This is a genomic window from Streptomyces zhihengii (assembly GCF_016919245.1).
GTDB classification, from domain to species: Bacteria; Actinomycetota; Actinomycetes; order Streptomycetales; family Streptomycetaceae; genus Streptomyces; species Streptomyces zhihengii.
Genome location: NZ_JAFEJA010000001.1, coordinates 1,245,159 through 1,266,716, shown reverse-complemented (window position 1 = coordinate 1,266,716; position 21,558 = coordinate 1,245,159). Strand labels below are relative to the sequence as shown.

16 protein-coding genes are annotated in these 21,558 nt (G+C 75.2%); 5 read left to right on the top strand and 11 right to left on the bottom strand.

Annotation, left to right across the window (positions count from 1 at the left end):
- Nucleotides 1-79: 79 nt before the first annotated feature.
- Entirely contained in the window at nt 80-1,849 is a 1,770-nt protein-coding gene (locus tag JE024_RS05340; protein ID WP_205372471.1) for an ABC transporter ATP-binding protein, read from the top strand.
- A 120-nt stretch (nt 1,850-1,969) separates the two neighbouring features.
- On the opposite strand, the gene JE024_RS05335 is transcribed toward JE024_RS05340, so the two are convergent.
- On the bottom strand, nt 1,970-2,419 hold the full coding sequence (locus tag JE024_RS05335) for an Lrp/AsnC family transcriptional regulator (RefSeq protein WP_205372470.1): 450 nt from the start codon (nt 2,417-2,419) through the stop codon (nt 1,970-1,972).
- Nucleotides 2,420-2,985: 566 nt separating this feature from the next.
- Here JE024_RS05335 and JE024_RS41895 point away from each other — a divergent pair.
- Nucleotides 2,986-3,654 (top strand): hypothetical protein, encoded by a 669-nt coding sequence (locus tag JE024_RS41895; RefSeq protein ID WP_205372469.1) that lies wholly within the window; start codon nt 2,986-2,988, stop codon nt 3,652-3,654.
- Here the strand turns inward: JE024_RS41895 and JE024_RS05325 are convergent.
- From JE024_RS05325 to JE024_RS05315, 3 genes are all read right to left on the bottom strand, one after another.
- Nucleotides 3,570-5,915 carry a FlgD immunoglobulin-like domain containing protein gene (locus JE024_RS05325; protein ID WP_244882597.1) on the bottom strand — a complete coding sequence of 782 codons (2,346 nt, stop codon included), beginning with the start codon at nt 5,913-5,915 and terminating at the stop codon, nt 3,570-3,572. The genes JE024_RS41895 and JE024_RS05325 overlap by 85 nt on opposite strands.
- A 225-nt stretch (nt 5,916-6,140) precedes the next feature.
- Nucleotides 6,141-6,542 carry a hypothetical protein gene (locus JE024_RS05320; protein ID WP_205372468.1) on the bottom strand — a complete coding sequence of 134 codons (402 nt, stop codon included), beginning with the start codon at nt 6,540-6,542 and terminating at the stop codon, nt 6,141-6,143.
- Nucleotides 6,543-6,762: 220 nt separating this feature from the next.
- Nucleotides 6,763-9,633 carry an ATP-binding protein gene (locus tag JE024_RS05315; RefSeq protein ID WP_205372467.1) on the bottom strand — a complete coding sequence of 957 codons (2,871 nt, stop codon included), beginning with the start codon at nt 9,631-9,633 and terminating at the stop codon, nt 6,763-6,765.
- Between the two features lie 292 nt (nt 9,634-9,925).
- On the opposite strand from JE024_RS05315, the gene JE024_RS41890 reads away from it, so the two are divergent.
- The gene (locus tag JE024_RS41890; protein ID WP_280521547.1) at nt 9,926-10,561 is read left to right on the top strand and encodes an ATP-binding protein; all 636 of its coding nucleotides are present in this window, start codon (nt 9,926-9,928) and stop codon (nt 10,559-10,561) included.
- A gap of 485 nt (nt 10,562-11,046) precedes the next feature.
- Here JE024_RS41890 and xylB read toward each other — a convergent pair whose 3' ends face one another.
- Nucleotides 11,047-12,531: a xylulokinase gene (xylB, locus tag JE024_RS05305; RefSeq protein ID WP_205372466.1), complete on the bottom strand. Its 1,485-nt coding sequence runs from the start codon at nt 12,529-12,531 to the stop codon at nt 11,047-11,049.
- 166 nt (nt 12,532-12,697) lie between these two features.
- On the opposite strand from xylB, the gene xylA reads away from it, so the two are divergent.
- Entirely contained in the window at nt 12,698-13,867 is a 1,170-nt protein-coding gene (gene xylA, locus JE024_RS05300; RefSeq protein WP_205372465.1) for a xylose isomerase, read from the top strand.
- A 352-nt stretch (nt 13,868-14,219) separates the two neighbouring features.
- On the opposite strand, the gene JE024_RS05295 is transcribed toward xylA, so the two are convergent.
- The 5 genes from JE024_RS05295 to JE024_RS05275 form a co-directional block, all read right to left on the bottom strand.
- Nucleotides 14,220-15,488, bottom strand: coding sequence for an ROK family protein (locus JE024_RS05295; protein WP_205372464.1), 1,269 nt, complete (start codon nt 15,486-15,488; stop codon nt 14,220-14,222).
- Nucleotides 15,489-15,565: 77 nt separating this feature from the next.
- Nucleotides 15,566-17,023, bottom strand: a complete 1,458-nt coding sequence (locus JE024_RS05290; protein WP_205372463.1) for an NAD(P)/FAD-dependent oxidoreductase — start codon at nt 17,021-17,023, stop codon at nt 15,566-15,568.
- The gene (locus JE024_RS05285) at nt 17,020-18,207 is read right to left on the bottom strand and encodes an MAB_1171c family putative transporter (RefSeq protein WP_205372462.1); all 1,188 of its coding nucleotides are present in this window, start codon (nt 18,205-18,207) and stop codon (nt 17,020-17,022) included. Before JE024_RS05285 ends, JE024_RS05290 begins: the two co-directional genes overlap by 4 nt.
- A gap of 3 nt (nt 18,208-18,210) precedes the next feature.
- Complete coding sequence (locus JE024_RS05280; protein ID WP_205376385.1) at nt 18,211-18,741, bottom strand: toxin-antitoxin system, toxin component; 531 nt, start codon at nt 18,739-18,741, stop codon at nt 18,211-18,213.
- 79 nt (nt 18,742-18,820) lie between these two features.
- Nucleotides 18,821-19,453, bottom strand: coding sequence for a helix-turn-helix transcriptional regulator (locus JE024_RS05275; RefSeq protein ID WP_205372461.1), 633 nt, complete (start codon nt 19,451-19,453; stop codon nt 18,821-18,823).
- A gap of 257 nt (nt 19,454-19,710) precedes the next feature.
- Here JE024_RS05275 and JE024_RS05270 point away from each other — a divergent pair, with 257 nt between their 5' ends.
- Nucleotides 19,711-20,769 carry an MmyB family transcriptional regulator gene (locus JE024_RS05270; RefSeq protein ID WP_205372460.1) on the top strand — a complete coding sequence of 353 codons (1,059 nt, stop codon included), beginning with the start codon at nt 19,711-19,713 and terminating at the stop codon, nt 20,767-20,769.
- A 112-nt stretch (nt 20,770-20,881) separates the two neighbouring features.
- Here JE024_RS05270 and JE024_RS40895 read toward each other — a convergent pair whose 3' ends face one another.
- On the bottom strand, nt 20,882-21,541 hold the full coding sequence (locus JE024_RS40895) for a hypothetical protein (protein ID WP_244882594.1): 660 nt from the start codon (nt 21,539-21,541) through the stop codon (nt 20,882-20,884).
- Between the last annotated feature and the right edge of the window lie 17 nt (nt 21,542-21,558).

Below are 21,558 nucleotides of genomic sequence, written 5' to 3'. Positions count from 1 at the left end.
GGCGCGGGCCCGGGGCGGCAGGTGCCCGCGATGTGAGAAAGCGCTTACTGTCCGGCGCGGAATGGGGTGGGATGGAGGCATGACGCAACACGTCCCCAACCACCTGGACCACTGCTACCGCGGCGAGAACCCGGTGCGCACCCTCGGCCACCTCTTCCGCCCCGACCGCGGGAAACTGCTGCTCGCCGCGGCCATCTTCGTGGTCAAGCACAGCCCCATCTGGCTGCTGCCGCTGATCACCGCGACCGTGCTCGACGTCGTCGTCCAGCACGGCTCGCTGGGCGACCTGTGGCAGGCCACCGGCGTCCTGCTGTTCATCCTGGTGATCAACTACCCGCTGCACCAGTGGTACGTCCGCCTCCTCGGCGGCAGCATCCGGCGGATGGGCACCGCCCTGCGCTCGGCGCTGTGCCGCAGGCTCCAGCACCTGTCCATCGGCTACCACGCACGCGTCCATGCCAGCGTCCTGCAGACCAAGGTCGTCCGGGACGTGGAGTCGGTCGAGCACATGGTGCAGCAGAGCGCCGACCTGGGGCTCGGCGCGCTGGTCACGCTCACCGGCGGGCTCGTCGTCATCGGTATCCGCACCCCCGAGTTCCTGCCCGTCTTCCTGATCGTGGTGCCCGCGGCCGGCTTCCTGGTGATGCGGCTGCGCGGGCACCTGCGCAGCCACAACGAGGACTTCCGGCGGGAGGTGGAGCAGTTCTCCTCCCAGGTCGGGGAGATGACCACGCTGATCCCCATCACCCGTGCCCACGGCCTCGAACGCGCCGCGCTCGGCCGTGTCGACGGGAGCCTGCGCCAGGTGTTCGCGGCCGGTCTGCGGCTCGACGTGATGAACGGCCGCTTCAACTCCGCCGCCTGGGTCACCCTCAACATCCTCGGCGTCCTGTGCCTGACCGGTTCGGCGCTGGTCGCCTACCACGGCTGGCTGCCCGTCACCCCCGGCGACGTCGTCATGCTCAGCTCCTTCTTCACCGTCCTCACCGGCTCCGTGACCACGCTCCTCGGCCTGGCCCCGGTCATCAGCAAGGGGCTCGAATCCGTGCGCTCCGCGGGCGAGGTGCTCCAGGCGCCCGACCTGGAGAGCAACGAGGGCAAGGCGCCGGTGGAGCGGGTGACCGGCCGGATCGACTTCGAGCAGGTCGGCTTCGCCTACGACGACGCGGCCCCGGCCGTCGAGGGCTTCAGCCTCACCGCGCGCCCGGGCGAGACGATCGCCCTGGTCGGCGCCTCGGGCGCGGGCAAGTCCACCGTGCTCAACCTGCTGATCGGCTTCATCCGGCCCACGTCCGGCCGGATCCTGCTGGACGGCGTCGACATGTCGACGCTCGATCTGCGCAGCTACCGCCGCTTCCTCTCGGTCGTCCCGCAGGAATCGATCCTGTTCGAGGGCAGCATCCGCGACAACGTGACGTACGGGCTCAGCGACATCGACGAGCGGACGCTCCAGCAGGCCCTGCGTGACGCCAACGCCCTGGAGTTCGTGGAGCGGCTGCCCGACGGCCTGGACACGGTGGTCGGCCAGCGCGGAGCCCGGTTGTCCGGCGGCCAGAAGCAGCGCCTCGCCATCGCCCGCGCCCTCATCCGCGACCCGCGTGTCCTGGTGCTGGACGAGGCGACCTCGGCGCTCGACAACCGCTCCGAGGCGCTCGTCCAGGAGGCGCTCGCCCGGCTGGTGCACGGGCGCACGGTCTTCGTCGTCGCGCACCGGCTCTCCACCATCCAGGGCGCGGACCGCATCGTCGTGATGGCGAACGGCACGGTCCGCGAATCGGGCACCCACGACGAACTGCTCGCCAGGGGAGGGGCGTACGCGGAGCTCCAGCCGGCGGCGGCGCGGGGCTGATCCGCTCCCGGGTCCGGGGGCGGCGCGGGGCCGTCCGCTCCCGGGACGGGCGGCCCGTGTGCCGGGCCGCCCCCGCCCCCGCCCGGTCGTCACCCGGCGCCGAGCGGTGCCGCGGCGCGCTCAGGGGGCGACCAGCCGTCCCGGCCCCAGGTCGACCTCGTGGAGCAGCAGACGGCTGTTCAGGCGCTGGACGCCGTGCTCGGCCTTCAGGAGGTCGATCACGGCCTCGAACTCGCGGGAGTCGGCGCAGGCCATCCGGAGCTGGTAGTCGAAGTCCCCGGTGAGCCGCATCGCGCCGACGACCTGCGGGACGGTCCGCAGCCCTTCCTCGAAGGCGGCGCGGTCGAAGCCCTCCCGCAGGCGGATGTTGCTGATCATCTCCATGCCGTGGCCGAGGGCGTGGAGATCCAGCTCGGCACGGTAGCCGCGCACCACACCGCTCGCCTGGAGCCTGCGCACCCGCTCGGCGACGGTGTTGGCGGACAACTGCACCCGCCGGCCCAGCTCCTGGTAGGTGGCGCGGGCGTCGGTGAGCAGGACGTGCAGGATCTGCCGGTCGATACGGTCCATCCCGCAAGGATACGGAAAACTCGGCACCAGCGATGAGGCGCCGAGGATTATTCGGTGGAAGGGCCCCTGCGGCCATGAACTCCGAGCCAAAGTCGGGCGATTCACTGAGACGATCGCAGTCGTGGACATCGCACTGCTTCGCATCCTGCTGGCCCCCTCCCTCGTCCTCGTCGTCTCCCTCGTCGCGCGCCGTGCCGGGCCGGCCCTCGGCGGGCGGCTGCTCGGCGCACCGACCACCACCGGCCCGTTCCTCCTGCTGATGTGCTGCGACAGCGGCGGCACGGCGGCCGCCGAGGCCGCCGAGGGCGGTGTCACCGGCCAGCTCGCCGTCGTCTGCTTCTGCCTCGCCTACGCGTGGCTCGCCACCCGGCTGCGCCCCGCCGGCGCGTTCGGAGCCGCCCTGGCGGCGGCGGGCGCCGGTGCCTGCGCGGGGGCGCTCTCCCCGTCGGTCTGGGCGACGGCGGGGCTCTCCGCCGTGCTCGCGGCGGCCGGCCCCGCGCGGGTCCGCCCCCGCCGCGCCGGCGGGAGCGGGCCGCGCGCCCCGGTGGTGGGACCTGCCCGCGCGCATGGCGCTGGCCGCCACGACGGTCCTGACCGCCGTGGCCGCGGCCGGCGCGCTCGGTTCCCGGGCGGGCGGTGTCCTCTCCTCGCTCCCGGTGCTGCTCGCGATCATGGTTCCCGCCGCGCACCGCGCGGCTGGGCCGGCCGCCGCGGCGGCGATGAGCCGCGGGGCGGCCCGGTCCGCCGTCGGCACCCTGGCGTTCGTCCTGGTGCTGTCCGTGACGGCGGCCCGCCTCGGGGTCCTCGCCTTCGCCGTCGCGCTCGTCGCCCTGGCCCTCACCGGTCCGGCGGCCCGGGCCGCGGTGCGGCCGGTGCGCCGTCTCCGCGCCGTGGTGCCGCGGTTGCCCCGTCCCTGTCCCCGTCTCCGCGCCGTGGTGCCGCGGTTGCCCCGTCCCCGTCCCCGTCCCCGTGGCCTCGTGAGGCCCGTGCGCCGGGTCCGCGTGGTGACGGAGCGCGGGCGCGCCGCCCGCGCCGCCCGGGTACCGCTTCCGCGTGGTCGTGGAGTCCCGGGGCCGGTGCCGTTCCCCGGGACGGCACCGGGAGACGGCACCGGCCCCGCCCCGGGGGAGGGGCCGGTGCCCTCGCCGGATCAGCCGGTGACGCGCACCTGCCCCGTGGCCGTCGCCGGCCCGCCCGTGCCGTCGGCCGGGGCGGCGGTCAGTTTCCAGACGTAGCCGCCGCGCGGGACCGGGGCGCCGGTGGCGGAGGTGCCGTCCCAGCTCACCCGGACGCTGCCGCGGGTGTCCGCACCCGTCCAGGTGCGGATCTCGGCGCCGGTCCGGCGGTCGGTGAGCACCAGCGTCCAGGAGGCGGCGGGCTTGGACAGCCACCAGACCCCGTCCCATCCCGCGGCCCCGGCGGTGGCGGGGGTGACGGAGTCGGCCACCGTCAGCGGGGAGACGGCCTGCTGCGGGGCGGTGACATGGACGGTGTCGTCCGCGTCGACCCAGGCGAGCTTGCCCGCGCCCGGGTCGACGGTCCACGTCCGGCCGCGGTCCTCGCCGGACGCCGTCGGCTTGAGGTGGTCGACGACGCCCAGGTCCGTCGTGCCGCCGTCGGCCTCCAGGCCCGTCAGCCGCAGGGTGCCGCCGTTGCGGGCGGCCAGGAACCGGTCGCCGAGCAGCGTGCCGGTGGCGGGTGCGGGCCAGGTCCGCCCGGTGGCCCGGTCGCGGACGCCCGCCGTGTCCTGCCCGGCACAGCTCCAGTACAGCAGCGTGCCGCTGTTCTGGAGTTCGTCCGGCACACAGGAGGCGCCGGTCCGCAGGGCGCCGGTGATCCGGCCGCTGCGCAGGTCGATGCCGTGGACGGTGCCCGGCAGCCACCGCGACGCCACGAGCAGGGTGCCGTGGTCCAGGGCGGCGGCCTGCTCCGGCAGGTCGCGCACGATCCGGTCGCGGGCGGTGTCGACGACGAGGACGCGCCCGCCCGCGCGGTACAGCAGGAACTCGGGGGAGACGCCGGTGATCCGGCCGTCCGCGTGCGGGAGGGCGAAGGTGTCCGCCGGCTGCCGCGGGTCGTCGCCCGTCACCAGGACGTCGTGGCCCGTCTCCGGGTCGGTCAGCAGCCGGGCCGTCCCCTCGTCGCCGCCGTCCGCGAACCGCCCCGGCGCGAGTCCTGCGAAGTCCGGCAGCGCGGCGCCGTGCCGCGGCTGCGGGCCCACGCCGACGTCCAGGCCGTGCAGGGTCGTCGTGCCGGACAGGTCGGTGGTGTGCCGGAGCCGGCCCCCGGCCAGGGACAGTGCCCGGACGGTGCCCCGCCCCACCTGGGTACGGGGCGCCTGGCGGACGGCCAGGTCGGAGACGAGGCCGAGGCCGTCCACGCCGAACAGATGGATCCCGCGGCGGCCGTCCGCGTCCCTGCCGAGCGCGGCGAACTCCCCGCGGCCCTCGATGAGCTGGTAACCGGACTCGACGCCGGTGAGCAGGTCCCGGGACGTCTCCGCACCCGCGTACGGGGTCAGGCGCAGGGTGCCGCCCTCGCCCTCGTACCAGAGCACGTTGTCGCCGACGGGGTACGCCTGCACGGCGCTGCCGGGGGAGCGGACGTCGAGCGGGACGACGCGCGGCGCGGCGGTGCTGTCCACGCCCCTGATGTGCACGGCGGTGGTGCCGCCGTCGCGGGTCACCCAGCTCACCTCCTCCTGCGTCACCCGCAGGCTGCTCGCCTCGCCGCGCACCGGCAGCGGGGTCACCGTGTTGTCCGGCGTGCCGACGACGCCGTAGCCCGGCGTGCCGTCGGCGCCGGTCCAGCCGATGAGCAGCCGGCCGTAGGCGGAGCCGTACGTGACCGGTTCGGCGCCGGTGGTGGCGCCGTCGGGGAGGCGGATCGGGCTCTCCCGGCCGTTGCGGTACTCCACCAGCCGGTACGTGCCGTCGCCCTGGTCGACGGTGGCCAGCACCCAGCCGCCGGCGACGGTCGGGTTCAGATACCCCGCCGGGACGGTGAGCGTGGAGCCGAAGCGGGGGTCCTCCATCCCGATCCGGACGATGTCGGTGCCGCCGTCCTCGCGCGGCCTGGTGTAGGTGACCCGGTTGACGGTGTCGTGCTGCCGGACGATCGACTCCTCCGGCACACCGTCCAGTTCGGGGACGGGCCTGGTGGTGCGGTTGTACGTGGTCGTCCAGAGGTAGCCGCCGCCCTCGCGGTGCAGCATGCCGTCGCTGCCGCTGGTCAGCAGGGTCTGCGGGCCGTCGGCGTGGACGGCGGGCGCCGGTACGAGCACCTCGGCGCCCGCCGTGCCCTGCGCCGGACCGGCCGGTCCGGCGGCGCGGGCGGTGGCGGGCAGTGCGGTGGCCGGCCCGGCGCCGAGCGCCACGGCGATCGCGGCGGACGTGACGGCGGTGAAGGCGGTGCGGGTCGGGACGGTGGTGCGGGTCGTGACGGTGGTGAAGGCGGTGCGGTTCGTGCGGCGGTACATGAGCAGGTGACGGAACACCTGACCCCCCAATGTGTAGTCGCGGACTTCACGGCATATCGCTGTGAACCGAGTCAACAAGCTAACTGGTGAACGGAGTTGTGTACAGCGGCGCCCAGGAGGCGGCGTGTCGGGGGCGCACGACGAAGGCCCGCACGGAGTGCGGGCCTTGAAGGGGGAGGGAGGGGGGAGGGCAGGGAGGAGAGGTGGAGGCGGGCCGGAACCGCCCGCGCCGGAAAGGGGGGCTCAGGCGGCCGTGGCCGGCCGCACCGCACCGAGGACGTGCTCCAGTTCCTCCGGCAGGACGGCGATGAGCCACGCGCCGTCCGCCGACGCGCACTCCACGATCCGCGCCCGGGGGTTGACGCCGACGGCCTCCCTGACGGTGACCGAGCGCGTGGCCGTGTGGGCGAGATCGGCGGGCAGGACGACGTCACGGCCGCCGAGCGAGGGCTTCCAGGTCAGCGGTTCGGATCCGACGACCAGCCGCCCCGGCCGGAACCTGGGCCGTCCCTTGCCCGAGGCGAGCATGCAGGGCACGCCGGTGGGCTTCTCCGCGGTGGTGCCGGCGGACCGCTGCCGGAGCTGCTTGCTCAGCATCCATACGGCGAGGGCCAGCACCACGGCCGTCAGCACGAGCTCGATCATGCGCGCATTCAACCACGCCGCCTCGAACACCCGTCCCGGGCGGCAGGCGGCAGGCGGCCACCGGCCCGGGGCACGGTCGGCCGGGGCTCCGCACGCGGGTCAGCCGGGACGCCCGGCACGGGTCGGCGGTGCTCGGCCGGGACGCCCGGCGCGGTCGGCGGTGCTCGGCCGGGACACCCGGCGCGGGCCGGTCGTGCTCGGCCGGGGCCCCGGGCGAGGATCAGCCGGGGCGCCGGGCGCGGCCCCGGGGCAGGCTCTGCCCGGACTGCGACTCCAGCTTCCGGCGGGCGCGGGCCACGTGCTGCTCCACGGTGCGCGGGGAGAGATGGAGGGTCGCGGCGATCTCCCGGTTGGTGAGCCCGGTCGCCGCGAGATCCGCCACCTCCTGCTCGCGCGGTGACAACTGGTCCCCGTACGCGGGACGGCCGCGGGGCCGGTGCCCGTCCGCCGGCTGGTGGGCGCGCAGCAGCGCGCGGACGCGGGCGGCGTCCCAGACGGCGCCCAGCTCCGTCAGCCGGCCCACGCAGGAGGCGAGGTCCGCGACCGCCGGGGCCGTGTCCCCGCCCGCGGCGAGCCGGCAACGGGCGGCGCCCTCGGTCGCCAGCACGGCCGCGTAGGGGCGCGGCAGCCCCGCGTACACCAGCGCCGACTGCCGGAACAGCGCCGTCGCCGCCGTGTGGTCGCCCGCGTCCTCGGCCACCAGGGCGCGGCACCACGCAAGGGCGGCGTCCGAGGCGGGCGCCTGGCGCCCTTCGAGGCCCGCGGCGTACTCGGCGACCATCGCCCGCGCGACCGCGGTCCGCCCCGAGCGCAGGGTCGCCTCGACGGCCCACGGCGCCAGCTCCGCGCCCCACACCCACACGCCCTTGTCCCGCAGCCGGTCCCAGGCCGCCGATGCCTCGGCCACCGCGGCGTCCACGTCGTCCCGGACCAGCGCCATCCGGATCATCGCGCCGGAGGCGGCGGCCACATGCGGCACGGCGGCCGCGTTCGGCTCGCGCGGCCCCTCGCCGACGAGCCATGCCGTCGCCTGCTGCCACTCCCCGCGCGCGAGCGCCAGCATCCCGAGCACGGTGCGGCCGTCCACGGCCATGCCGGGCATGGTCTCCGCCTCCGCGGCGAACGCCCGCGCGCGGGCCGCGAGATCGTCCCAGCGCCCCTCGGCCCAGTCGAGCAGCAGCGAGGTGCCGCGCGCGCCCTCCTCGACGTACGCGGCACCGCTGCGGGTGGCCAACTCCACTCCCTCCGCGAGGAGTTCGCGCGCCGGTGCCAGTCGTCCGAGCCACATGGCCCCGTCGGCGGCGTTGCACAGTCCGCGGGCGACGTGCTGCTGGTACACCGCGTCGGTGGTGTCCCTCGGCAGCGCCTCCAGCGCCTCCCAGGCCGCCGGGTCGCCGATGTACATCAGGGTGCCCACCCGGTTGGCCGCGACAGCCGTCCGGGCCTCCTCGTCGTCGCTCTCCGCCCCCGCCTTCTCCGCCCGCCGCAGCCAGTGCAGATTGCGTTCCAGGGGGACGGTCGACAGCAGCGGCATCGCCAGCGCGGCCATCGCCCGGGCGGCCATCACCGGCCGCTCCTGGAGCTCCTCCACCGCCCGCTGGAGCTCCAGCCAGCCCTGCATCCCGGCCACCGCCTGGTTGCACAGCAGCAGTCCGAGGTCGAGACGGATCTGCCCGCGCACCGCGGCCGGCAGGGACTGCTCGTCGAGGATCTGCCGCAGCACCGTGACCGTCTGCTCGGAGCGCAGTCCGAGCACCGCGCTGTGCGCCAGCAGCGGCGCCAGCCGGGCCCGGGCGTGCAGCGGGACCGTCGTCCGGGACAGGGTCGTCTCCAGCAGGTCGATCGCCGCCTGGTGGTCGCCCGCCGCCGCGCGTTCCGTGGCCGCCTGCTCCACGGCGTGCAGCCAGCCGCGCACCTCGCCGCCGTGGCGCCGGTGCCGGGCCAGCGCCACCCACGGCTCCGGGCGCCGGTGCGAGAGGACCCGCGCCGCGCTGCGGTGCAGCAGACGGCGGACGGGCCCGGGTATCGCGTCGTACACGGCGGTGGCGGCCAGCGGGACGAAGAAGGCGTACCGTCCGAGCCCGTCCTCGCGCAGCACGCCCCCGCGCAGCGCGCGCACCAGCGCCTCGGTGCCGGCCTGGGCCGTCAGCCCGGCGACCGCCCCCAGCTCCTCCGCCTCCGCGGGCTCGTCCAGGACGGCGGCTGCGAAGGCGACCGGGCGCAGCTCCTCGGGGAGGGCGGCGACCCGGCCGAGGGCGAGCTGCCGCAGCCGGGGCGGCACCCCGGCGGCCTCCAGGTCCCGCAGCGTGTACCGCTCGCGCGGCTCACCGGTCTCCCGCAGCAGACCGGCCAGATCGACGACCACCTGCGGCACCCCGCCCGAACGCTGCGTGATGCGGGTGTACAGCTCGGTGGGGCCGCGGTCGGGGCCGCCCAGCAGTTCGTCGACGAGCGCGCGGACCTCCTCGCCGTCCAGGGGCGCGAGCGTCAGGCGCCGCACCGCGAGGGAGGCGGGGAGGGCGGCGGTGCGGCCGAGCACCAGCCCCGGTTCGCGCAGCTCCTCGGGCCGGTAGGTCAGCACGGCGGCCAGCCCGGCGGGCGGCCGGGCCAGCACCCTGCGCAGCGCGTCCCGGGCGGGGCGGTCGGCGAGATGGACGTCGTCGGCGACCAGGAGCAGGGGGACGCCGCCGGGGGTGCGGTCCGCGCCCGACAGCGGGGCGAGGGCTTCGCGCAGGGTGCCGCGGGGGCGGCCGTCGCCCTCGTCGCCGTGCCGCCCGGTGCCGGTGCCGGTGCCGCCGGGCGGCGGCCTTCCCGGGACGCGGGGTGCCGGGGGCGGCGACGGGGCCGCGGGAGGGCGGGCGGTGACCGTGGCCCCGAACGGTGTGAAGCCCACCGCGAGCGTCCCGGCGCCGGCCGAGGCCGCCCGCTCCAGCATCAGCCGGGCCAGGCGCGACCTGCCCGTCCCGGCCGCGCCCTCCACCAGCAGCAGCGCGGCCGGCTGCTGGTGGAGGGCGCGGTCGTCCGGGGCGCCGGCGTTCTCCAGCGCGCGCGTCAGCCAGTGGTCCGCCGCGCGCTCACTCACCGTGTCCACCGAATCACTCTCCTGGGAGGTTCCGGGGCAATTCGTTTCTTTACGTATACGGGTTTCAGTGTCCCTGATTGCACCCCTTGTGCCTCGGCGACCAGTGTTGTGCTGCCGCAGAAGGTCTGCATGGCTGTCGACGGCCGGCGGGGCATGCCCGCCCCACGGCCGCTGGACCCAGGTCAGGGCATCGGTGCCCGACCGAACAGGAGCCCAAGTGATCGCCATTGAACGTGCCTCGGAACCGGCCCGGCAACGGGCCGGTCCGACGGCTGCCCTGCGAGGTCTGGCCCATTGCGCGATGCCGGCCTCACCCGAGGCCGCCCGCCGACTACGGCGCTTCGCCCGGGCAGTCGCACGCCGATGGCGACTGGCCGAGCATCTCGACGAGGCGCTGTCGGTCATCGTCACCGAGCTGGTGACGAACGTGGTCATGCACAGCGGCAGCCCCTGGGTGTCCGCCGTCATCAGCTTCCGCGGGGACGCGCTGACGGTGGAGGTCATGGACGCCGGCTGCTGGAAGCACCGCCGCGACCGCCGGCAGGAGCCGCTCGACGCGGACGTGCCCTGCGGACGCGGGCTGCGCCTGGTCGACGCGTACGCGCACAGCACCGTCGCCCGCCGGTCGGAGACCGGGAGCGTGGTGCTGGCCGAGATCGCCCTCGACGGCGACCGCTCCGCGCGGCACGCGGCCGAGGGCGAGCAGGCGGGCCGCGGGCTGTGCGCACCGGCGGAGGACGGTGCGGCGGGGGAGCCTCCCGGTGGGGACGCGGACCCGGATCTGGAGCTCGAGGTGGAGCTGGAGTTCGCCGACGCCCTCGACGAAGGGACCCAGGCGGAGCGGGACCGGGAGCTGGCGGAGGAACTCGACGACATGGAGATCGAGGAGATGGAGCGCGACCTCGACTTCGACCTGGACCTGGACGCCCGGTCCTGACCGGGCCCGGGGCCCTTCGGCCCGGGCCTCTTCAGCCCGTCCGGCGTGCGCCGGGGGTGCTGTCCGGCGACCGGCGGCCTCAGCCCGTCCGGCGTTTGAGGACGCCGCCGCAGGCGGTGCCGCGCCCACCGGCCGGTGGGGTGTGCACGGCCCTTCGGTCCGTGTCCTCGGTCGCCGGACGGGCTTGAGGGGTGCGGCCGGTGGTCGTGGCACGGCCCTTCGGTCCGTGTCCTCGGTCGCCGGACGGGCTTGAGGGGTGCGGCCGGTGGTCGTGGCACGGCCCTTCGGTCCGTGTCCTCAAGCGCCGGACGGGCTTGAGGGGTGCGGCCGGTGGTCGTGGCACGGCCCTTCGGTCCGTGTCCTCAAGCGCCGGACGGGCTTGAGGGGTGCGGCCGGTGGTCGTGGCACGGCCCTTCGGTCCGTGTCCTCAAGCGCCGGACGGGCTTGAGGGGTGCGGCCGGTCGTCGCGGCGCGGCCCGCGAGGGTCAGGACAGGAGCGGGCCCGAGGCGCGGTCCAGGACCGAGGAGACGCGGTCCCAGGTCTCCGTGTCGCGCTCCACCGCGTCGAGCGCACGGCCCGACCCCGTGCCCCAGGACGTCGCGACCGCGACCGCGTCCTCGCCCGAGGCGGCGGACGCGGCGAGCGCGGCCGCGCCCAGGGCGACCAGCTCGGTGCTCTCCGGGACGATCAGCGGCCTGCCCGACAGGCGGCGCACTGTCTCGACCCAGTGGCGGCCCTGCGCACCGCCGCCCACCAGGCGCAGCGGGCGGTCGGCCGCGCCGGGGGCGGCCGGGTCCTCCCCGCACGCCCGGATGACCTCGTCCAGCGCGCGCAGCACGGTGACCACGGCGCCCTCGTAGGCGGCGCCGAGGATCTGCTGCGGCGTGGTGGTGTGGCGCAGGCCCGTCAGCAGGCCGGAGGCGCCCGGCAGGTCGGGGGTGCGCTCGCCGTCGAGGTACGGCAGCAGCACCACGTCCCCGCCGGGCAGCGCCGCCTCCCGCTCCAGGCCCAGCAGGGCGGCGACCTTGTCCACGGCGAGGGTGCAGTTGAGCGTGCACGCCAGCGGCAGGTACGTGCCGTCGGCGGCGGCGAACCCGGCGAGGGCCGGAGAGGCGGGCCGGGAGCGGGTCGCCGCGAAGACGGTGCCCGAGGTGCCGAGGCTCAGCACCGGATGGTCGAGGAGCCCCTCGCCGCCCAGCCCGAGACCGACGGCGGCGGCCATGTTGTCGCCCGTGCCGGCGGCGACGGCGATGCCCGCGGGCAGGCCCAGCTCCGCCGCGGCCGCGGCGGTGAGCGTGCCCACCCGGGTGCCGCCGGTCGCCGCCACCGGCGGCAACAGGGCGGGATCGAGGCCGACCAGGTCGAGCAGCTCGGGGTCGTAGGCGCCGGTGGCCGTCGAGTACCAGCAGGTGCCGGAGGCGTCGCCCGGGTCCGTGGCGGCGACGCCGGCCAGCCGCTCGGTGAGGAAGTCGTGGGGCAGCCGCACCGCGGCGGCCGCCTTCGCCGCGGCCGGGTCGTGCTCGCGCAGCCACTGCCACTTCGACGCGGTCATCGAGGCCACCGGCACCGACCCGGTGCGGGCGGTCCAGGCGTCCGGGCCGCCGAGGGCCTCGGTCAGCGCGGCGGCCTGCGGCGCCGAGCGGGTGTCGTTCCACAGCAGGGCGGGGCGCAGCGGGACGCCCGCGCCGTCGAGCACGACCAGGCCGTGCTGCTGCCCGGCCACCGCGATCCCGGTGACGGCCGAGGCGTCGGTCCCGGTGCTCCGCAGGGCGGTGAGGCCCTCGGCGACCGCGTCCCGCAGGGCGCTCCACCAGACCGCCGGGTCGCTCTCGCGGGCGCCGCCCTCGCCGGTGACCCGGTGGGGTGCGCGTCCGACGGCGAGGAGCCTGCCGGTCGCGGCGTCGGTGAACGCCGCCTTCGTGGACTGTGTCGAGCTGTCCACCCCGATGACGACCGCGTTCGTCGGCATGGCTCCACCTCTCGCTGCTGGGCACCGCCTATTTGGCAGGTTCGCAAACAAATTACTGCACGGTGATGCGTGGCAACAGGTGCGGAGGGTCTTCTGTGATCAGGGGTTGGTGTGCATTATTAGTAAAGCAAGAAAACAAACCCGTGAGCCCAAGGCGGACTGAGCCATGACGGAACGCTTCACCCCCACCCCCGACCACAAGTTCAGCTTCGGTCTGTGGACCGTCGGCTGGCAGGGCAGGGACCCCTTCGGAGACGCGACCCGCCCCCACCTGGACCCCGCCGAGTCGGTCCGGCGCCTCGCGGAGCTGGGCGCGTACGGCGTCACCTTCCACGACGACGACCTCATCCCCTTCGGCGCGAGCGAGACCGAGCGCGAGTCGCACATCAAGCGCTTCCGCCAGGCGCTGGACGCCACCGGGCTGATCGTGCCGATGGCCACCACCAACCTCTTCACCCACCCCGTCTTCAAGGACGGCGGCTTCACCGCGAACGACCGCGACGTGCGCCGCTACGCCCTGCGCAAGACCATCCGCAACATCGACCTGGCCGCCGAACTCGGCGCCCGGACGTATGTCGCCTGGGGCGGCCGCGAGGGCGCCGAGTCCGGCGCGGCCAAGGACGTGCGGGTCGCGCTCGACCGCATGAAGGAGGCGTTCGACCTCCTCGGCGAGTACGTCACCGAGCAGGGCTACGACCTCCGCTTCGCCATCGAGCCCAAGCCCAACGAGCCCCGCGGCGACATCCTGCTGCCCACCGTCGGCCACGCCCTGGCGTTCATCGAGCGCCTGGAGCGCCCGGAGCTGTACGGCGTCAACCCGGAGGTCGGGCACGAGCAGATGGCGGGCCTCAACTTCCCGCACTCGATCGCCCAGGCGCTGTGGGCCGACAAGCTCTTCCACATCGACCTCAACGGCCAGAGCGGCATCAAGTACGACCAGGACCTCCGCTTCGGCGCGGGCGACCTGCGGTCCGCCTTCTGGCTCGTGGACCTGCTGGAGAGCGCGGGGTACGAGGGGCCGAGGCACTTCGACTTCAAGCCGCCCCGGACGGAGGACTTCGACGGGGTGTGGGAGTCGGCGGCGGGCTGCATGCGCAACTACCTGATCCTCAAGGAGCGCGCCGAGGCGTTCCGCTCCGACCCCGAGGTCGTCGAGGCCCTGCGCGCCTCCCGCCTCGACGAGCTCGCCCGCCCCACGGCTGAGGACGGCCTGAGCGGCCTGCTCGCGGACCGGGGGGCGTTCGAGGAGTTCGATGTGGACGCGGCGGCGGAGCGGGGGATGGCGTTCGAGCGGCTCGACCAGCTGGCCATGGACCACCTCCTCGGCGCACGCTGACCGCAGGTCTTCGGCCCCGTCCCGCGTTCACCGGGCGGGGCCGGTTGCCTTTCAGCCCGTCCGGCGTTTGAGGACGCTTGAGGACGCCGCCGCAGGCGGTGCCGCGCCCACCGGCCGGTGGGGTGTGCACGGCCCCCCGGCCCGTGTCCTCAATCGCCGGACGGGCTTCTGGTGCTGCCGGTGGGGTGTGCACGGCCCTTCGGTCCGTGTCCTCAATCGCCGGACGGGCTGGGGGGTTCCCCGGGCGGGCTGGAGGTTCCCCGGGCGGGCCGGGGGTGCGGCCGGAGGGAGCCCGAAGCGACCGACGGCGGAAGGCCCCGACGCGAGCCCGCCAAGATCCGAACGAGAAGCCCTAGGTCGCTCCGAAGTGGGCGTAGGCGACCGGGTCCGCGAGGGCGTCCTGGAGGACGAGGGCCGCCGCGCCGCGGGCCGCGTCGGCGGCGGGGGAGGCGGCCCGCAGCCGGACCCCGTCGGCCGGCCAGAGCCCCGACACCACACGGGTCGCCAGCTCCGCGCCCGCCGGCGCGGCCAGCCACGGGAGCAGCTCCCGGTAGATGCCGCCCAGCACCACCGCGTCCGGGTCGAAGAGGTTGACCGCCCCCGACAGCACCCGCCCCAGCATCGTCCCCGCCCCGGCCAGCGCCGCGCGGGAGCGCGGCTCGCCGGACGCGGCCCGGCGGGCCAGCTCCGCGACACCCCGCGCGCCGGACCGCTCGTCCAGGCCGGCCGCCCGCAGCAGCGCGGCCTGCCCGGCGTACTGCTCCAGGCAGCCGCGCGCGCCGCACCGGCACAGCGGTCCGTCGTCCGCGACGGAGACGTGCCCGATCTCGCCGGCGAACCCGTTCGCGCCGCGCAGCAGTTCACCGCCGAGGACGAGCGCGCCGCCGACGCCGATCTCGCCCGTCAGGTAGAGGAAGGTGCGGGCCTCGCCGAGTCCGCCGAACCACAGTTCGGCGAGTGCCGCCAGGTTCGCCTCGTTCTCCGAGCGGACGGCGAGCCGCCGCCGGTCCGGCCGCAGCGCGGCCAGCGCATCGGCGAACGGCGTCTCGGCGTCGACCTCCCGCCATCCCAGGTTGGGCGCCTCGCGCACGGTGCCCGCGGCGACGAGCCCGGGCAGCGCCAGGGCCGCGCCCATCGGCCGCAGGTCCTGCTCGGCCGCCGACACCAGGGCGCGCGCGGCGATCCCGGCGGCGCGCGAGAAGACGACCGCCGGGTCGGCGCCCCGGTTGTCGAGGTGCTCGACGAGCCGTACCCGGTCCGTTCCGGCGAGGTCCGCGACGCACACCGACACGTAGTCGACGTTGACCTCGACACCGACGCCCGCGAGACCGGAGCGCGCCACCTTCAGCACGGTCCCCGGCCGGCCCGCCTGCCCGCTGAAGGTCTTGCCCGACTCCGTCAGGAAGCCGCTCTCCAGCAACTGCTCGACGAGCGACGACACGGCGGCCCGCGTGAGACCGACCCGCCCGGCGACACCGGCGCGGGTCGCCTCGCCCTCGTCGCGGACCGCGCGCAGGACGAGGCTCAGATTGTGCCGCCGCACCGTCTCCCGGTCGGCCTTCGGCTCCAGGGGGGTCAGGGCGGTGCGGCCCCCCTGGCCGCCGGTGTGATTGCCGTTCATCGTGCTCCGGAGCCTAGTCCGTGTCCGTCCGGTGCCCGCGCCGCGGTCCTCGCCGCGTTCCTCGCCCGGCACCGGGGCTACGCGTCCGCCGGATCGGGCTCCCGTTCCGGTTCGCACGGCTCCTTGGCGATCCGCAGCTCCTCGGCCGTCAGCGGGGGCCCGGGCAGCGGCGGCAGCTTCGGGCCGCGCAGCACGGCGAGCGCCACCTCGGGCCTGGCCAGGGACGCCAGCGGCGCGGACAGCGTCATGACGTCGAACAGCGCCTTGGTGACCAGCGGACGGCCCGTCGCGGTGAGCATCAGCCGGTCGACGTAGCGCCGCAGCACGTCGGCGCCCGGTCCGGACGCCTTGCCGATGGCACCCGGGTAGAGGATGTCCTGTCCGGTGGCGAGGTCCCAGGCGGTGGACACGGGCTGGGCCACCGCCCGCTGCACCCGGCGCGCCAGGCCCGGCGCGGTGATCCCGTGGTCGGCGAGCGCGGACCGCAGGGCGACGACGCCCTGCGCGGCGACCGACATGCCGTGCCCGTAGACCGGGTTGTACGTGGCGACGGCGTCGCCGACGGCGACGAAGCCCTCCGGCCAGCCGGAGATCTTCTCGTAGAAGCGCCGCCGGTTGACCGTGGAGCGGTTGACCACCACGTCGGTCAGCGGCTCGGTGTGCGAGATCAGCTCGCCGACGACGGGGTGCCGCACCGAGCGGGCGAAGTTCTCGAACTCGTCGGCGGCGCCCGTCGGCTGGCCGCCCCGGGTGCCCGACAGCGTCACCAGCCAGCGTCCGCCCTCCAGCGGCACGATGGTCGCCGTCCGGCCCGGGCGCGGCTCACGGGCGTCGGCCTGGACGTTGACCACCGGGAAGTGCTCCGCGTTCGCGGGCGCCCGGAAGAGGCGGCTGGCGTACGCGAGACCGGAGTCGACCTTCTCCTCCGTCACCTCGTCGACGCCGAGGGAGCGCAGCCACTCCGGGGCCCGGGAGCCCCGCCCGCTGGCGTCGACGACCAGATCGGCTTCGAGCTCCCGCTCCCCGCCGTCCTCGCCGCGCACCCGGACGCCGCGCACCCGCGCGGCCGTGCCGCTGAGACCGAGCAGTTCGGTGCGCTGGAGCACCGTGACGCCCGGCAGGGCGACGACCTGTTCGCGGACCACCCAGTCCAGCAGGTCGCGGCTGCAGGCGATCAGGAACTGCATCTCCGGCCAGCGGCGGAACCAGCCCAGCGCCGACATGGAGACCAGACCCGTCGGCAGCGGGATGCGCCGGGCGCCGGCGGCGAGCCAGCGGTCGGTCGTCCCCGGCAGCAGCGATTCGATGGCCCGGGCGCCGCCGGACCACAGCAGATGCGCGTGGTGCGCCTGCGGGAGGCTCTTGCGGGAGTGCGGCCCGTCGGGGAGGCTGTCGCGTTCGACGACGGTGACCCGGTCGGCGTGGGCCGAGAGGGCGGCCGCGGCCAGCATGCCGGCCAGGCCGCCGCCGATGACGACGGCGGTGCGGGCCGTGCCCCGGCTCGCGGACCGGCTGGTTCTCAGGGGATCGCTCATGTGGTGCCGCTCTCCGACCTGGCGGCGCGCGTGCGCGCCGCCGCTACGACGGGTGACTGTCGCAGCGCGAGAGACATGCGCACCAGATCGCGCGGTCCTTCGGCTGCCCGGGATGTGTAGGTCTGTGCCGAGCTTACGATCTCGCCCTCCGGGTCGTCGGCCCGGGCCCGCAGCGCGGCGGCCACCATGGCGGCGTCGCCGACCGCCTGGGCCTCGCGGGGGCCGGCACCGCCGGCCAGCGCCTCCTCGCAGGCGGCGGCGCGCAGTTCCCGGTCGAAGTACGGATCGAGCTGCAGCAGGCCGTCGTGGATGTCGGACTCCCGCTGGGTGACGCGCAGTTCGACGGGGGAGAGGGGAGAGATCCGTACGGTGGGCGTGCCCGCCGGGGTGGTGGAGCGCAGTTCGTGCCACAGGGTGCCGAGCTGCCGGTAGGCGGTCCAGGCGTGCCAGTGGTCCGCCAGCCGCTGGCCGACCAGCGGCAGCACGAAGCCCACCGCGCTGAGCAGCGCGCCGGCCGACGCCAGGGGCGGGGCCACCACGCTGCTGAGGCCGTCCCAGTCGACGCCGGCCCAGCGGGCGAAGACGGCGGCGAACTTGGTCACTCCGTAGCCGAGGTTGAACAGCGAGCCCACGACGATGGCGGAGAGCCCGCCGCGCAGCCAGCCGCTCACCTGGGTCGACCAGCGCCAGCACAGCACCGTCATGCCGACCGCCGCCACGCTGTGCGCGACGAGGTACAGCACGATCATCTCGCGGATGTACGGGGTGTTGGCGTAGTGGGTGTCGAGGTCGCGGAGCCGCTCCTCGGGCGCGGAGCCGAGCGCGAACAGCACGACGAGCAGCACGACCACCACGCCGTAGCCGGCCACCAGCCGCCGGGAGGTGTGCCGGGTCTCCTCCGGTGGCCCGCCCCGCCAGTTGACCAGCAGGACCAGGCAGGAGGCGCTGAACGCGGAGAGGATGCAGTAGACCAGCGGCCCCGAGATGTTGGGGACGCCGGTGATGCTGTTCACGGCGGCGATGGTCGGCGGGGCGGCGAAGAAGAAGGTGGACGCGCCCAGCAGCAGCAGCGCGCAGACGGACCGCAGCAGCGGGTCACGCCAGTCGCGCACCATCCCGGGGAGTTTGAACACCAGTGCGACGGCGAGGGCCGCGGCCGGGATGTAGTAGTCCGATCCGTCCACGCATCAGCCCTGTGGCCCGCGGTAGCCCAGTGATGCCCCGATGCGCCCTTCGAGCCCGTCCCGGCACACCGGTCCGCGGCCGTTCGAACCGGCCAGCCAGGCACGGCACTTGCTGCCCAGCAGCAGGCCGAAACTCTCCGCCTCGCGCTCCTCGGTCACGTCCGAGCGGGACCGGGCCGCGACCCTGAGCACGGTGGCCTGAAGGTCGGCCTCGTCCGACAGCAGCCGCGCGGCGACGGCGGCGCCGTCGACATGGTGGCTGCAGTGGCCGGCGTTCATGTGCCACAGCTCATGGCCGAGAATCACCAGTTGGTGGTCCGGTGCGGTGCGCTCCTCGATGACGACGAGGTCCTGCTCGGCCATGTCCAGCCACAGACCGCTCGCGGTGCCGGGCGGGAACGAGGCCATGCGGTAGCGGACGGGCCTGCCACGGCGTCTGCTCATGCCGTCGCACAGGGCGCGGTAGAGGTCGGCGGGTTCGGCGGGGGCGGGCAGGTCGATTCCGGCGACCAGCTCGCCGCACAGCCTGCGCATGTCCTTGCCTATGCTCACCGCTCTCCTCTCCCCGCCCGTACCAGTGGGGACACGTTACGAATCCGAGCCTGTCCGGAAATCAGGTGTCGGTCGGTCTGACGCTCTCGAGCAGCAGGTCGAGCCACTCGGTGACCTTGTCCCGGTGCTTGTCGGTGGGCAGTTGGGCTGCCCGCCAGGCGATGCCACGCACTCCATGGTCCTGCAACAGGCGCTCCAGCGGGTCGCTTTCCCCGGCGAAGTCCTGAAGCAGACCCTGTTCGGTGCGCTGGAGCGCCCCGACGAGGGCGTCCTCGTCGTCGGCGGTGAGGAAGCCGGCGTGCACCCGGAAGAAGCGCTGGATCGCGTCGCAGTGCTCCATGGTGGGGCGCCGGTCGCCGTTGATCAGCGCACCCGCCTGCTGCCGTGACATCCCCGCGCCGTCGGCGATCTCCTGCTGCGTCCAGCGGCGGCCGTTGGGCTTGAGACGGGTCCTGCGGAGCAGGTCGAACCGCTGGAGGAACCGTGCCTGGAGGTCCGGTTCACCGGCCAGCCTGCCGTCGAGCAGGGCGCGGACCACGTCCACCGGGACTCCCGACGCCTCGGACAGCAGATGGGCGTCGAACACCTCGTCGTGGCTGATTCCGAGCTTGTCCGCGAGGTCGGCTACACGGGCCTTCGTCGCCGCCAGATGGCTGCCCGCCGTCGGACCCGGAACCGAGAAGCCGTCCGTCACCAGTAGGTCTCCTAGATCATGCGGGACTGCCCCGCAGACAACGGGCTGCCGGGAGATTAACCGTTTCGAGCGAATGCAGCCAGACCTTGCCACAGCTGTGGCGTGAAATACGCGCTGGCTACGCCGGAATGCCACGATAGTTGACATCCCTCACCTGGCGGTAGCAGGATCTCGGATGAGCAGGGTGATCCAAAGGAGGCCGCCGGAGCGGGACTTGGCGGGCTTTCGAGAAGATTCGGAAAGGCGGCGGTCTCTCGATGGCGAACGAGGCAGGCGTCGGTTGTACGGGTGGTCAGGGAGCAGTCGGGCGGACCGGTTCCGCACGCGCGGCCGCCCGCCCCAAGCGCCCCTCGGAGCTGCTCGGACGGCGCCGCGAGGAGCTGGGCCTCAGCCTGAACGACGTGGCCGCCCGTCTCGGCATCAGCCCCTACGCCTACGCCACCTGGGAGCGCACCCCGGTCAAGGACCTCGGCGAGGACGCCCTCACCGCGGTGATGGGCGCCCTGGAGATGGACGCCGTGCAGCGCGGACGCCTGCGGCACCTGGCAGGTGCGCTGTCCTCCGCCGGCTCCGGCAACGCCCCCTCGCGGCCCTCCGGTCCGGTCCCGCCGACGCCCCCGGTCCGCCGCCCCGCCCCCGCCCGTCCCTCCGGTCCGGTCCACCCGCCCGTGCCGGTGCACCCGCCGGTCCCGGCGCCGCCCACCCGCCCCGAGACCCCCGAGGACCCGGCCACCCAGGCCTACCTGCGGGACTACGCGGCCCTGATGGACGCGGTGCCGCTGCCCTCCGTGCTGTTCGACCGCCGCTGGGACGTCGCGCACACCAACCCCGCCTTCGACGCCCTCTTCCGCGGCGTCGGCCCGCACCCCACGGCCATGCCGCACCAGAACTTCCTCCGCTTCGTGCTCTTCCACCCCGACGCGCCCCGCGTGCTGGCCGAGCACGACACCAGTTGGTGCCTGCCGCTGATGGCCCAGCTCGCCGGACTGCTCGAGGGCGAGGAGGACGAGGCGCTCCAGGCCGTGCGGGACGACATCGCGCTCGACCCGATCATGGACGCCGCCTACCGCTGCGGACTCCCGCTGTGGATGAGCGCGGTCGGTGCCGAGGCGATCCACCACGACGGCGCCGTACGGCCCGTCAACCACCCCGACCCCCGCTGGGGCAGCACCGACTGCCGTGTGGTCGACGAGACGCCCGCCAGGCTGGAGGCGAAGGGGTACACCCGGCTGACCCTGGTCCTCCGCGAGAACCGTTCGGCGACGCCGGGGGTGCGCCAGGGGAAGGCGCGTCTGAGGGCGGTCTCCGGCGGCTGACGCCGGGCCCGGTTCGGGGCCGCGGGTACCGGTGCGCCGGGGCCCCGCCCTTTCAGGTCGAACCGGGCCCGGCGCCGCGGGCCGGCCGTGCCGCCGCGCGGCGCCCCCGGGTTCAGCGCATGCTCGCGACGGCCCACTCGGCCACCACCGCGACCGCCACACCGGTGCCGAGCACCAGCGTGGCCCAGCGGGTGCGTCCGGCCCGGCTGAGCATGAGCGCGCTGCCGGAGAGGATCAGCGCCATGCCGTAGAAGGCGAGGGTGAGTACCGAGTGGGTGCTGCCGAGCCGCAGCACGAGGACCGCCCCGACCGCGATCATGATCGCGGCGGAGAGCGCTATGCGCACATGCCGCGCCTGACGCGGGGTGAGGCCCTGGGGCTCGTCGGTGTCGTCCTCGTCCTCGGCGCCGGTGAGTTCGGCGTCGGCGATGTCCGCGTCCGTGGCGCCCGCACCACGCACGGCTGCCGCCCGGCGTGTGCCGGCCTCCGAGGCGCCCGAGCCCTCGGCACCCGCGCCCGCCGGCTGCGCGTCCGCGTCCGTCGGCCGCGCCGCGTCGGCGCCGCGCGCGCCCTTGCCGTCGGCCTCGTCCGCGCCTGAGTCACCCGCGCCGTGCGCGCCCGCACCCGAGCCGTCCGTGCCGTCGGCCCCGTCGCGGGCGGCGGCGTCCTTGTCGTTCGGGCCCCCGTCGGTGCTCGTCCGGACCGTGCCCTCGTGCTCGGGGGCCGTCGTGGCGGCGCTCGCTTCGTCGGTGCTCACATCGGCTTCTGACATGCGCGGCAGCCTATCGG